This window comes from Comamonas sp. CMM03, assembly GCF_019218715.1.
Lineage (GTDB): Bacteria > Pseudomonadota > Gammaproteobacteria > Burkholderiales > Burkholderiaceae_C > Comamonas > Comamonas terrigena.
Genome location: NZ_JAHUXB010000001.1, coordinates 595,072 through 607,277, shown reverse-complemented (window position 1 = coordinate 607,277; position 12,206 = coordinate 595,072). Strand labels below are relative to the sequence as shown.

The 12,206-nt window shown below is 67.2% G+C and carries 9 protein-coding genes, 1 pseudogene and 2 riboswitches; of the genes and pseudogenes, 6 read left to right on the top strand and 4 right to left on the bottom strand.

The window, feature by feature from the left end:
- Positions 1 to 75: 75 nt before the first annotated feature.
- The 3 genes from KW830_RS02880 to KW830_RS02870 form a co-directional block, all read right to left on the bottom strand.
- Positions 76 to 1,029: a branched-chain amino acid ABC transporter permease gene (locus KW830_RS02880; protein WP_066532757.1), complete on the bottom strand. Its 954-nt coding sequence runs from the start codon at positions 1,027 to 1,029 to the stop codon at positions 76 to 78.
- A 197-nt stretch (positions 1,030 to 1,226) separates the two neighbouring features.
- On the bottom strand, positions 1,227 to 2,477 hold the full coding sequence (locus KW830_RS02875; protein ID WP_066532759.1) for a branched-chain amino acid ABC transporter substrate-binding protein: 1,251 nt from the start codon (positions 2,475 to 2,477) through the stop codon (positions 1,227 to 1,229).
- A 297-nt stretch (positions 2,478 to 2,774) separates the two neighbouring features.
- On the bottom strand, positions 2,775 to 4,412 hold the full coding sequence (locus KW830_RS02870; protein WP_066532761.1) for a 3-(methylthio)propionyl-CoA ligase: 1,638 nt from the start codon (positions 4,410 to 4,412) through the stop codon (positions 2,775 to 2,777).
- Between the two features lie 214 nt (positions 4,413 to 4,626).
- Here KW830_RS02870 and KW830_RS02865 point away from each other — a divergent pair, with 214 nt between their 5' ends.
- The 5 genes and pseudogenes from KW830_RS02865 (at position 4,627) to KW830_RS02845 (ending at position 8,705) form a co-directional block, all read left to right on the top strand.
- Positions 4,627 to 6,234 (top strand): YdiU family protein, encoded by a 1,608-nt coding sequence (locus tag KW830_RS02865; protein ID WP_218332029.1) that lies wholly within the window; start codon positions 4,627 to 4,629, stop codon positions 6,232 to 6,234.
- Positions 6,231 to 6,635: pseudogene (gene msrB / locus KW830_RS02860) on the top strand (peptide-methionine (R)-S-oxide reductase MsrB); the annotation flags it as partial. The gene KW830_RS02865 and the pseudogene msrB, both read left to right, overlap by 4 nt.
- 351 nt (positions 6,636 to 6,986) lie before the next feature.
- Positions 6,987 to 7,577, top strand: coding sequence for a septation protein A (locus KW830_RS02855; RefSeq protein WP_066532769.1), 591 nt, complete (start codon positions 6,987 to 6,989; stop codon positions 7,575 to 7,577).
- Positions 7,574 to 7,843, top strand: coding sequence for a BolA family transcriptional regulator (locus KW830_RS02850; RefSeq protein ID WP_066532773.1), 270 nt, complete (start codon positions 7,574 to 7,576; stop codon positions 7,841 to 7,843). Before KW830_RS02855 ends, KW830_RS02850 begins: the two co-directional genes overlap by 4 nt.
- Positions 7,844 to 7,919: 76 nt before the next feature.
- Positions 7,920 to 8,705 (top strand): peptidylprolyl isomerase, encoded by a 786-nt coding sequence (locus KW830_RS02845; RefSeq protein WP_218332027.1) that lies wholly within the window; start codon positions 7,920 to 7,922, stop codon positions 8,703 to 8,705.
- Between the two features lie 293 nt (positions 8,706 to 8,998).
- Here KW830_RS02845 and KW830_RS02840 read toward each other — a convergent pair whose 3' ends face one another.
- The gene (locus tag KW830_RS02840) at positions 8,999 to 10,570 is read right to left on the bottom strand and encodes a fatty acid--CoA ligase (RefSeq protein WP_218332600.1); all 1,572 of its coding nucleotides are present in this window, start codon (positions 10,568 to 10,570) and stop codon (positions 8,999 to 9,001) included.
- A gap of 179 nt (positions 10,571 to 10,749) precedes the next feature.
- A riboswitch (glycine riboswitch) is annotated at positions 10,750 to 10,838 on the top strand.
- A gap of 25 nt (positions 10,839 to 10,863) precedes the next feature.
- Positions 10,864 to 10,977, top strand: a riboswitch (glycine riboswitch).
- 50 nt (positions 10,978 to 11,027) lie between these two features.
- On the opposite strand from KW830_RS02840, the gene gcvT reads away from it, so the two are divergent.
- A complete protein-coding gene (gcvT, locus tag KW830_RS02835; RefSeq protein WP_218332025.1) occupies positions 11,028 to 12,158 on the top strand; it encodes a glycine cleavage system aminomethyltransferase GcvT in 1,131 nt (376 codons plus the stop codon).
- Positions 12,159 to 12,206 lie beyond the last annotated feature (48 nt).

Genomic DNA, 12,206 nt, shown 5'->3' with positions numbered 1-12,206 from the left:
GATGTCGGGGCCGGCGTCCGGTCCGCCACAGGCACGACTTCGTTCACGGCAGGGGAAGAGAGTTGGGACATGGCTTCAATCCTCCCGCGTACCCAGCAGGCCCTTGGGGCGGAAGATCAGCATCAGCACCAAGAACAGATAAGGCAGTATCGGCGCCACCTGCGCCACCGTCAGGCTGAGCACCGGCCAGCCGAAGGTCTCGGGCGTCGCCTTCAGGCCCAGCTGGGCCAACACATCGGCCCAGGAAAAATCGATCGCCACGGCAAAGGTCTGCACGATGCCGATCAGCAGCGAGGCCAGAAACGCCCCGGCCAGCGAACCCAGACCGCCGACCACCACCACCACAAAGATGATGGAGCCCACCGACATGGCCATGGCCGGCTCGGTGATGTAGGTGTTGCCGCCGATCACGCCCGCCAGCCCGGCCAGCGCGCAGCCGCCGCCAAACACCAGCATGAACACGCGCGGCACGTTGTGGCCCAGGGCCTCCACCATGTGCGGCTGTTTCAGCGCCGCCTGGATCACCAGCCCGATGCGGGTGCGCGTCAGCAGCAGCCACACGGCCACCAGCATGCACACCGCCACCAGCATCACGAACGAGCGCGACTTGGGAAACTGCGTGCCGTACAGCGTGAACAGCGGCCCCTGCAGCTGCGGCGGCAGGCCGTAGGGCACAGTGCCGCGCCCCCAGACCAGCTGCACCACTTCCAGAATCAGGTAGGACAGGCCGAAGGTGATCAGCAGCTCCGGCACATGGCCGAACTGGTGCACCCGGCGCAGACACAGCCGCTCGAACAGCGCCCCCAGGGCACCCACCAGCAGCGGTGCAATGAAAAGCGCCGGCCAGAAGCCGATTGCGCCCGAGAGGGTGTACGCAAAGTACGCGCCCAGCATGTAGAAGCTGGTGTGCGCGAAGTTGAGCACCCCCATCATGCTGAAGATCAGCGTCAGGCCCGAACTGAGCATGAACAGCAGCAGCCCGTAGCTCACGCCGTTCAGCAGGGAGATGGTGAAGAATTCCAGACTCATGGACGATCGGCCCGCGCACGCTTGACACTGACCGGCCCCGCAGGCCGGCCCCCTGTGCAGCACTGCAGCGCCTGCCGGCGCGCAGCCCTGCCCCTCTCATACCGCCCGCACGGCCTGCCCAGCCCGCCCCTTGCCAGGGGCAGCCGGGCCGCGGCGCACCGCGCACCGCAGGGGCCGTGTGGACCGTGCAGCCCCACTCAGCTGGGCCGCTTCATCTGGCAGGACGTGGGCGTGCTGGCCACATAGGGTTCGAAATATTTCACCGGCACGAAGGTGTAACCGGTGTTTTCCGAGTCTATCGGGTATTTGCCCCCGGCTTTTTCCCAGCGGCTGATGTACAGGCCCTGCTGCAGCTGGTGGTCGGTCTTGCGCATCTCCACCTCCCCGTTGAAGCTCTTGAACTTCATGCCCTCCATCACGGCGGCCACCTTCACCGGGTCGGTGCTCTTGGCCCGGGCCATGGCTTCGCTGAGCATGGCAAAGCCGTGGTAGACCGAGGCGGTGTACATATCGTCATTGAACTTGGCCTTGAAGTCCTTGACGATCTTGTTGATCGGGCCTTCGGCGTTCAGATGGCTATAGCCCACCATATAGACCTTGCCGGCCGCCGCCGCTCCCATGGCCGTGGGCGCGCCGGTGGCAATGCCGTAGTAGGTGTAGAACTTGACGTTGTTCAGGCCGGCATCGTTGGCGGCCTTGACCAGCAGCGCCAGGTCCGAGCCCCAGTTGCCGGTGATCACGCTGTCGGCACCCGACTGCTTGATCTTGGCGATGTAGGGAGAGAAATCGCGCACCTGGGCCAGCGGCGCCATGTCGTCGCCGACGATTTCCACGTCCGGGCGCTTGCGCTTGAGCATCTCCTTGGCGTACTTGCTGACCTGGTGGCCGTGGGCGTAGTTCTGGTTGATCAGGTAGACCTTCTTCACCTCGGGAAGGTCCTTCATGTAGGTGGTCAGCGCCTCCATCTTCATGGACGTGTCGGCATCCAGGCGGAAATGCCAGTAGCTGCACTTGCTGTTGGTCAGGTCCGGGTCCACGGCCGCATAGTTCAGGTAGACCACTTCCTTGCCCTTGTTGCGGGCGTTGTGCTTGTCCAGCGCATCCATGATGGCCAGCGCCGGGCCGGAGCCGTTGCCCTGCACCACATAGCGCACGCCCTGGTCCATGGCCGAGCGCAGCGCGCTGGTGGTTTCCTGCGGGCTGAGCTTGTTGTCGATGGGGACGATCTCGAACTTCACCCCGGCCGGATTGTTCTTGCTGAATTCCTCGGCCATGAACTGCCAGCTCTTCATCTGGTTGGTGCCCAGCGCCGCCATCAGGCCGGACAGCGGGTCCAGCCAGGCGATCTTCACCGTCTCGCCCTTCTGGGCGTGGGCGGGCAGACTCAGACTGGCCGTGAGGGCGGCCAGGGTCAGCGTGGCAAACGTGGTCTTCAGCGCGAACTGCATGCAGGACTCCTGTGAGGGCTACGTGGATCGGCCGGTATGTCAGCCGATGGCTTGCGCAAGCGTAGCCGGGCCGCACGGTCGTTCGCCCTGGGACTTGTACGGCAGGGATTGCCCCGGGGCCCGCAGGCCCGGCCCGCCACGCAGCAAAACGCCCGGCGCGCATGCACCCCGGGCCTGCGGGGATATCCCCCGAAACCCATGGTCCATGCGCACCAGGCGCTCTGTTTTGTGCAGCTACAGCCGCGCCGCCGGTCTGCCCCGGACGGTGCGCGGCCAGTGTGCGGCCAGCGCGGGGGCTTACAGCCCCGGCAGCTTGTAGCCGGCCAGTTGTTCGCGCAGCTTGGTCTTGAGCATCTTGCCGGTCGCCCCCAGCGGAATGGCGTCCACAAACACCACATCGTCCGGAATCTGCCACTTGGCCGTCTTGCCGTCGAAAAAGGCCAGCAGCTCCTCGCGCGAGACCTCGGCACCGGCCTTCTTCGCCACTGCCACGATGGGGCGCTCGTCCCACTTGGGATGGGGCATGCCGATGCAGGCCGCCATGGCCACCGCCGGGTGGCCCATGGCAATGTTCTCGATGTCGATGGAACTGATCCACTCCCCGCCGGACTTGATCACGTCCTTGGTGCGGTCGGTGATCTGCATATAGCCGTCGGGGTCGATGGTGGCCACGTCGCCGGTAGGGAACCAGCCGCGCCCTTCCTCGTCCTTGACCAGGGGGCTGGCACCCTTGTAGTAGGTGTCCAGAATCCACGGCCCGCGCACCAGCAGGTCGCCGCAGGCCTTGCCGTCCCAGGGCTGGTCCCGGCCGTCGCTGTCCACGATGCGCATGTCCACGCCGTAGATGGGACGGCCCTGCTTCTGCAGGATCTTGCGCTGCTGCTCCTTGGGCAGCGCCAGGTGCTTGTTCTTGAGCGTGCCCAGCGTGCCCAGCGGGCTCATCTCAGTCATGCCCCAGGCGTGCAGCACGCGCACGCCATAGGTGTCCTCGAAGGTGTCGATCATGGCCGGCGGGCAGGCCGAGCCGCCGATCACCGTGCGGTTGAGGTGGCTGAACTTCAGGCCGCCCTGCTGCATATGGGTCAGCAGCATCTGCCAGACGGTGGGCACACCGGCGGCAAAAGTGACGCCTTCGGCCTCGATCAGATCGTACAGCGACTTGCCGTCCAGCGCCGGGCCGGGGAAGACCACCTTGGCGCCGGTCAGCGCGGCCGAATACGGCAGGCCCCAGGCATTGACGTGGAACATCGGCACCACGGGCAGCACGGCATCGCGCGCCGACAGGTTCATCACATCGGGCAGCGCCGCGCCGTAGGCGTGCAGCACGCTGGAGCGGTGGCTGTACAGCACCGCCTTGGGGTTGCCGGTGGTGCCGCTGGTGTAGCACATGCTGGAAGCGGTGTTCTCGTCCAGCTGGGGCCAGCGGTAGTTCTTGGACTGGCCGGCAATCCAGGCCTCGTAGCTGACCAGGCCGGGAATGCCACTGTCGGTCGGCAGCTTGTCGGCATCGCACAGCGCCACCCACTGGCGCACCGTGGGGCACTTGGCGTGCACCGCCTGGATCAGCGGCAGGAAGGTGGTGTCGAAGCACAGCACCTGGTCTTCGGCGTGGTTGACGATCCAGGCAATCTGCTCGGGGTGCAGGCGCGGGTTGATGGTGTGCAGCACCCGGCCCGAGCCGCTGACGCCGTAGTACATCTCCATGTGGCGGTAGCCGTTCCAGGCCAGCGATGCCACGCGATCGCCGTGGGCCAGCTTCAGGCCGTCCAGCGCATTGGCCAGCTGCTTGGCGCGGGCCGTCAGGTCGCGGTAGGTGTAGCGGTGGATGTCGCCCTCCACGCGGCGCGAGACGATTTCGGCGTCGCCGTGGAAGCGGTTGGCAAATTCAATCAGCGACGAAATCAGCAGCTGCTGATCCTGCATCAAACCTTGCATACGGGGTCTACTCCTTGGATCCGGTCGGTGCCGGTGGTTTTGTTCTGGGCTCGCTGCACATCGTAGCCCAGGGCCGTTTGGGCGACTTTCCGTGCTTTCCAGCATGCCAGCCTGACACCTGGGTGACGCACGGCGCTGCGCGGCTGTGCACCAGCGCGCGCGCCGCTTGCCCCGCCGGCTGCAAGGGCAAGCGCCTGGGCCAACAATAAGCCGCATGCATGCACCAGCTTCCGCCCCTTCCGGCGCACCCGCCACCTCCGCTGCAGCCGCCGCAGCCACGGCCTGGCAACCCACCTGGAACCCCCAAGGATTTGCCAGCCTGGGCCCCGCTTTTGTGACCCGGCTGGAGCCCACGCCCCTGCCCACGCCCCAGCTGCTGGCCCACAGCCGCGACCTGGCCGCCCAGCTGGGCATACCGGCCGGCTGGTGGCAGACCGAGCAGGCCGCCCAGGTGCTGACCGGCAACCGCCTGCTGCCCGGCAGCCAACCCTATGCCACCGTCTACAGCGGCCACCAGTTCGGCGTGTGGGCCGGCCAGCTGGGCGACGGCCGTGCCATCGTATTGGGTGAGGTGCTGGGCGAGGCGCAGAAAGAAACCGTCGCAACCACCGACACCACTGACACTGCCGCTCCCTCCGTCCCCGGCTGGGAGCTGCAGCTCAAGGGCGCGGGCCGCACGCCATATTCGCGCCGGGGCGACGGGCGGGCCGTGCTGCGTTCGTCCATCCGCGAGTTTCTGTGCAGCGAAGCCATGCACGCCCTGGGCATTCCCACCACGCGCGCGCTCAGCCTGACCGGCAGCCCGGCCTCCATCTACCGCGAAGAGGTGGAAACCGCCGCCGTGGTCTGCCGCGTCGCGCCCAGCTTCATCCGCTTCGGCCACTTCGAACACTTTGCCGCACGCGGCCAGGAAGCCGAGCTGCGCCAGCTGGCCGATTACGTGATCGACCGCTACTACCCCGCCTGCCGCACCGCGCCCGGCAACCCCTACGCTGCCCTGCTGCGCACCGTGGCCGAGCGCACGGCCGAGCTGCTGGCCCACTGGCAGGCCGTGGGCTTTTGCCACGGCGTGATGAACACCGACAACATGTCCATCCTGGGCCTGACCATCGACTACGGCCCGTTCCAGTTTCTGGACGGGTTCGACCCCGACCACATCTGCAACCACAGCGACACCCAGGGCCGCTACGCCTTCCGCCAGCAGCCGCAGGTGGCGTACTGGAACCTGTTCTGCCTGGGCCAGGCGCTGCACCCGCTGATCGGTGAGGAAGACACCACCGTCGCCGCCATCGAGGCCTACCGCCCGCACTTCTCCGCCGCCTTTGCCGCGCTGATGCGCCGCAAGCTGGGCCTGCCGGCCCTGGCGCAGACCGGCACTGCCGCCACCACACCCGAAGAGGCCGACCCCGCCACGCCCGTGGTGGGCCAGCTGCTGCAGCTGCTGGCGTCGGAAAAAGTGGACTACCCCATCTTCTGGCGCCGCTTGTCCGATGCCGCCGCAACCGGGCAGTACGATGCGGTGCAGGATCTGTTGGTGGACGGCGCTGCCTGGCAGCGCTGGCTGTCCTCCTACCTGGCACTGCTGGCGGCCTCGGGCGGCGCGCCGGATGCCGCGGCCATGCAGCGGGCCAACCCCCGTTTTGTGCTGCGCAACCACCTGGGCGAAACCGCCATCCGCGCCGCCCAGGCCGGCGACACCAGCGTGCTGCAACAATTGCAGACCGTGCTGGCCGCACCGTACGACGCCCACCCGGCGCACAATGACTGGGCCGGCTTCCCGCCCGACTGGGCTTCCTCCATCTCCATCAGTTGCTCCTCATGACCTACCCCATCCAGAAGACCAGCGCCGAGTGGCAGGCCCTGCTGCAGTCCAAGCACGCCGAACCCGTGGCCTTTGAAGTCACCCGCCACGCCGCCACCGAACGCGCCTTTACCGGCAAATACGAGCAGTACTGGGCCGATGGCAGCTACCACTGCATCTGCTGCGGCGCCAAGCTGTTCGACTCCGACACCAAGTTCGACGCCGGCTGCGGCTGGCCCAGCTTCTGGAAGGCCGTACCCGGCGCCATCACCGAGATCGTGGACCGCAGCCACGGCATGGTGCGCACCGAAACCGTCTGCAGCCGCTGCGGCGCCCACCTGGGCCATGTGTTTGAAGACGGCCCGCTGCCCACCGGCCTGCGCTACTGCATGAATTCCGCCTCGCTGGACTTCCTGGGCGACGCCCCGCCCCCCAGCCCCACCGGCGTGGTCGACAACGGCAGCCAGGCGCCGGGTGAGGTGGCCGCGCCCACCTCGCCCGACGACACACCCAGTCGCACCGACGGCGGCCACCGCCAGGCCCAGGGCGGCCACAGCTAAGCAGGCGGCGAACGCACGCCCGCCCGCCGGTGTAAACGGGAGGCCGCCAGCGCCAGCAGGCCGCCCCCCCAACCCCGGTGGCGGGCCGCCTGTGGCCCCTGCCGCCCGTCCGGAACCCGCCACCCCGTCAGCAACCCTTGTCTGCGGGGTTTTTCGGATATGGCATGCTGCGTTCTTTCGCACCCGGCCCGCAGCGGCTGTCCGCACCGTTACATGAAATTTCTGCTCGATTTCTTCCCCATCATCCTGTTCTTTGTGGCCTACAAGGTCTGGGGCATCTACACCGCCACCGCGGTGGCCATCATCGCCACGGTGCTGCAGATCGGCTATCTGCGCTACAAGACCGGCAAGGTGGAACCCATGCAATGGGTCAGCCTGGGCGTGATCGTGCTGTTCGGCGGCGCCACGCTGCTCGCGCACGACGAGAATTTCATCAAGTGGAAGCCCACGGTGCTGTACTGGCTGATGGGTGGCGCCCTGCTGGTCGGCCAGCTGTTCTTCAAGAAGAACCTGCTCAAAAGCCTGATGGGCGCCCAGATGCAGCTGCCTGAAGCTGCCTGGCGCACCATGAACTGGAGCTGGACCGGATTCTTCGCCGTCATGGGCGTGCTCAACCTGTGGGTGGCCTACAACTTCGACACCGACACCTGGGTCAACTTCAAGCTGTTTGGCGGCATGGGGCTGATGCTGGTGTTCGTGCTGGCCCAGGCCGTGTACCTGAGCCGCCACATGAAGGAAGCCGGCGGCGACAACCCGGCCCTGCCCGGCGCCGACGCCCAGCAGACCCAGGACCGCCAGCCATGAGCGCCCTGCCCATCACGGCAGCCGCCCTCGAAGCGCGGCTGCGCGAAGTGCTGTCCCCGACCCAGCTCGAAGTGATCGACGAAAGCCACCAGCACGCCGGTCACGCCGGCGCCAACGGCACCGGCTTTGGCACCCATTTCCGGGTGCGCGTGGCCAGCCCGCTGTTTGACGGCAAACCGCGCGTTGCACGCCATAGGCTTGTGTATGATTCCTTGCAAGATTTCATCGACCAGGGCCTGCATGCCCTGGCGATCGAAGTGTTGTAAGCGCCAGCAACCCTCTGTTCAAGTCCCGCTGCCCTGCTGGCCGGTGGGCTCACCTATTTTCCTTTTTGGATCCCGCATGAAAAAACAGCTCTTGTCCAGCCTTGTGGCAGCCGCCCTGTTGGGCACGATGGCCTTCTCGGCAACCGCCCAGAACCTGGCCATCGTCAACGGCAAGCCTGTGCCCAAGGCGCGCGCAGACGTTCTGAAGCAGCAGTTGGAGCGCTCCGGCCGCCCCGTGCCGGCAGAAATGGATGAGCAGATCAAGGAAGAAGTGATCGCACGCGAAATCTTCCTGCAGGAAGCCGGCCGCCGCGGCCTGGCTGCTTCGCCCGAATACCGCCAGCAGATGGAACTGGCCCGCGAGACCATTCTGATCCGCGAACTGTTCGCCGACTTCCAGAAGAAGAACCCCGTCACCGACGCCGAAATCAAGGCCGAATACGACAAGTTCGCCGCTGCCAACGAAGGCAAGGAATACCACGCTGCCCACATCCTGGTGGACTCCGAAGACCGCGCCAAGGCCATCATTGCCGAAGTGAACGGCGGCAAGAAGTTCGAAGACATCGCCAAGAAGGAATCCAAGGACCCCGGATCCGGCGCCCAAGGCGGCGACCTGGGTTGGTCCAATCCCGGCAGCTACGTGCCCGAATTCAGCGAAGCCATGCTCAAGCTGAACAAGGGCGAAATGACCAGCGCCCCGGTCAAGACCCAGTTCGGCTGGCACGTGATACGCGTGATCGAAACCCGCCAGGCCCAGCTGCCTGCGCTGGACGACGTCAAGCCCCAGATCGCCCAGCAACTGGAACAGCAAAAGCTGATGCAGTTCCAGGACGGTCTGCGCGCCAAGGCCAAGGTGCAGTAAGCACCCGGCACGGTGCCGCTGACCGGTACCTGCGCCCCAAAAAAACGCGGCTTCGGCCGCGTTTTTTGATGGGGGCCTGCCGGGCAGCGATCGCCCCGCCCCTTCCTTCCGTACTTCCCGCCGGACTTCCCGGCGGACCTGCCCGCCGCCCGGGCATGTGCCCCGGTCAGAAACAGACAAGCCCCTGTCCGCGCCGTTCTCGGCGGCAGACAGGGGCTTGCCTTGGGGGCTTGCTTGAGAAGGTGACCGAGGGCTCAGCCCTGCTGCCTCAGACCCTCAACGCAGTGAGGCCCTCAGGCCGCGCACAGATCCGGCTGGCGCAGCAGATGCTTCTGGATCTTGCCGCTGGTGGTCTTGGGCAGGCTGTCGACAAAGTGGTAGCTGCGCGGGCGCTTGTAGCTGGCCAGGCGGTCGCCCTGCATCAGAAAGGCATCCAGCACTGCGGCCGTCACCACCGTGCCCGGCTTGGCGACCACATAGGCCGCCACCACCTGGCCCCAGCGCGCGTCCTTCTCGCCCACCACGGCCGCTTCCAGCACCTCGGCGTGCTCGACCAGGGCATCTTCCACCTCGCGCGGGTAGACGTTCTCCGCCCCCGAATTGATCATGTAGTCAATGCGGTCGCGGATCCACAGATAGCCATCGGCATCCAGGTGCCCCAGATCGCCGGTGTGGTACCAGCCGTGGGCCAGCGCCTTGGCATTGGCCTCCGGTCGGTTCAGGTAGCCGGCCATCATGCAGGGGCCGCGCACCAGTATCTCGCCCACTTCGCCCACCGCGCAGGCGTCGGACGGGTCGGTGGCGGCGCCGTCCTCGCGCACCCGCGCCACCACCAGATCGTGGTTCAGCGACGGCAGGCCGGCCGAGCCGGCATGGCTGAGCTGCTCATGCGGATACAGCACCGACATGCACGGCCCCATTTCGGTGGTGCCGAAGACCTGCACCAGGCCCGATCCCACCTGGCGCGTCCATTCGCGGATCAGGTGCGGCGCCATCGAGGCCCCGCCGTACTCCACCAGGCGCAGCGACGACAGATCGCGCTGCCCCAGGCTCGCGTCGTTCAGCAGCATGGTGACCATGGTCGGCGCGGCAAAGAAGAAGGTGACTTTTTCCGCCTCCACCAGACGCAGCGCATCGGCCGCATCAAAGCGGCGCTGCAGCACCTGGGTGGCGCCCACCTGCAGGCGCGGCAGAAAGCTGGTGTGCAGCTCGGCCGTGTGGTTCAGCGGGGCCACCGACAGGCCCACATCCTCGCGGCGGAACTGCATCACCTGGTGCATCATGGCGTTGTGCGCCAGCTTGCTGCGGTGGGTGTGCAGCACGCCCTTGGGGCGGCCGGTGGTGCCGCTGGTGTACATCAGGATGCAGGGCGCATCCTCGTCCACCCGCACGTCCACCGGCGTGGCGGGCTGGCCGTCCGCCAGCGCGGCCAGCTGCGCGGTGGCAAAGGCCGGTGCCGCGCCCGGATCGGCATGGATCCAGTGCTGCACCTGGGGCACCAGCAGCCTGGCCTTCTCGACCACGGCAGCGCCCTCGTCCTCGAACACCAGCGCCTTGGCACTGCCGTCCTGCAGGATGAACGCCAGCTCCTGCGCGGCCAGCCGGTAGTTGATGGGGTTGAAGATGGCACCCAGGCGCGCCGTCGCCAGCAAGGTGAACACAAAGGCCGGCGTGTTGTACAGAAAGGCCGCCACCACATCGCCCTGGCCAATGCCCAGCTGCTGCAGGCCATGGGCGTGGCGGTTCACCTCGGCATCCAGCTCGGCATAGGTCCAGGCACGGCGGCCCTGCGCGTCCGACACCACCAGCGCCTCCTTGCGCGGCAGATAGCGCGCCGGCCAGGCCAGCGTGTCGCCCAGGGTCAGCGCCGCACGCGGTGCCGGGACAGGGGCTGCGCCCGCGGGGGAAAACTGTGTGTCGACCAACTTCGTCTCCTTGAATCCATCGAAATTGGTAGACGAGTATAGGCAGCGCCTCAGATCGTTTGCATCTATGCATATGCATCCGGGTAGGCACCGCCCATCGGGCCGGATATACTGCGCGGATTCGTCAGGAGAGCGCGCCCGGCCAGCAGGCCCAGCGGCGCCGCCGAAGGCGCAGGGGCAACCCCGAACGCTCAGGCAAAAGGACTGGCAGCCGCCCGCCGCATCGACCGCGGGCGTACCTTGTTGGAGAGAGGCGCGGGTGCCGGCACCCCGTCCACCGAAGGAGCAAGCCCCACGCCTGGAAGGTGCGGGTGAATCTCTCAGGTAAAGCGGACAACAGGGCAAAGCGCAGGCGGCGCAGGCCGCCGGCATTTCTTTTGCTTTGCTCTGCGACACCATGACCGCTGACACCACCGACCTGCTGACCACCCCGCTGTACGCCCTGCACCTGGAGCTGGGGGCACGCATGGTTCCCTTTGCCGGCTACGCCATGCCGGTGCAATACCCCAGCGGCCTGATGGCCGAACACCGCCACACCCGCGACGCCGCCGGCCTGTTCGACGTCTCCCACATGGGCCAGCTGCGCCTGGTGGGTCCCGACGCCGCCGCCGCACTGGAAACCCTGCTGCCCGTCGACGTGCAGGGCCTGGGCCTGCACAAGCAGCGCTACGGCCTGCTGCTGAACGCCCAGGGCGGCATCCTGGACGACCTGATGTTCGTCAACCGCGGCGACGACCTGTTCCTCATCGTCAACGGCGCCTGCAAGGTGGCGGACATCGCCCACATCCAGCAGCACATCGGCAGCCGCTGCCAGGTCATCCCCATGCCCGAACAGGCCCTGCTGGCCCTGCAAGGCCCGCAGGCCGCCGCAGCCCTGGGCCGCCTGGCCCCCGAAGTGCTGGGCCTGGTGTTCATGACCGGCATGGCGGTGCAGATCGACGGCATTGCCTGCTACGTCACACGCAGCGGCTACACGGGCGAAGACGGCTTTGAAATCTCCGTGCCCGGCACCCAGGCCGAGGCCCTGGCCCGCAAGCTGCTGGCCCAGCCCGAGGTGGAACCCATCGGCCTGGGCGCCCGCAACTCGCTGCGCCTGGAAGCCGGCCTGTGCCTGTACGGCAACGACATGGACGACAAGACCACCCCGGTGGAAGCCGCCCTCACCTGGGCCATCCAGAAGGTGCGCCGCACCGGCGGCGCCCGCGCCGGCGGCTTTCTGGGCGCCGACACCGTGCTGGCCCAGCTGGACAACCCGGCGCTGCTGCAACGCAAGCGCGTGGGCCTGATCGCCACCGAGCGCGTGCCGGTGCGCGAGCCCGCCGTGCTCGAGAACATGGACGGCCAGCAGGTCGGCTACATCACCAGCGGCCTGCTCAGCCCCAGCCTGAACCAGCCCGTGGCCCTGGGCTATGTGCAGCCCGACTACACCGCAGAAGGCACGGAACTGTTCGCCATGGTGCGCGGCAAGCCGGTGCCCATGAAGGTGTCGGCCACCCCGTTCGTTCCGGCGCGCTACTACCGCGGCTGAACGGTCTGCGGCCAGCCCGCCTGCCGGCCCCCGGCGCCACAAAAAAGC

What these genes read in the sequence shown, in the direction of transcription:
- KW830_RS02880 (WP_066532757.1), bottom strand. Translation starts at nt 1,029, where the DNA reads ATGAGTCTGGAATTCTTCACCATCTCCCTGCTGAACGGCGTGAGCTAC.
- KW830_RS02875 (WP_066532759.1), bottom strand. Translation starts at nt 2,477, where the DNA reads ATGCAGTTCGCGCTGAAGACCACGTTTGCCACGCTGACCCTGGCCGCC.
- KW830_RS02870 (WP_066532761.1), bottom strand. Translation starts at nt 4,412, where the DNA reads ATGCAAGGTTTGATGCAGGATCAGCAGCTGCTGATTTCGTCGCTGATT.
- KW830_RS02865 (WP_218332029.1), top strand. Translation starts at nt 4,627, where the DNA reads ATGCATGCACCAGCTTCCGCCCCTTCCGGCGCACCCGCCACCTCCGCT.
- KW830_RS02855 (WP_066532769.1), top strand. Translation starts at nt 6,987, where the DNA reads ATGAAATTTCTGCTCGATTTCTTCCCCATCATCCTGTTCTTTGTGGCC.
- KW830_RS02850 (WP_066532773.1), top strand. Translation starts at nt 7,574, where the DNA reads ATGAGCGCCCTGCCCATCACGGCAGCCGCCCTCGAAGCGCGGCTGCGC.
- KW830_RS02845 (WP_218332027.1), top strand. Translation starts at nt 7,920, where the DNA reads ATGAAAAAACAGCTCTTGTCCAGCCTTGTGGCAGCCGCCCTGTTGGGC.
- gcvT (WP_218332025.1), top strand. Translation starts at nt 11,028, where the DNA reads ATGACCGCTGACACCACCGACCTGCTGACCACCCCGCTGTACGCCCTG.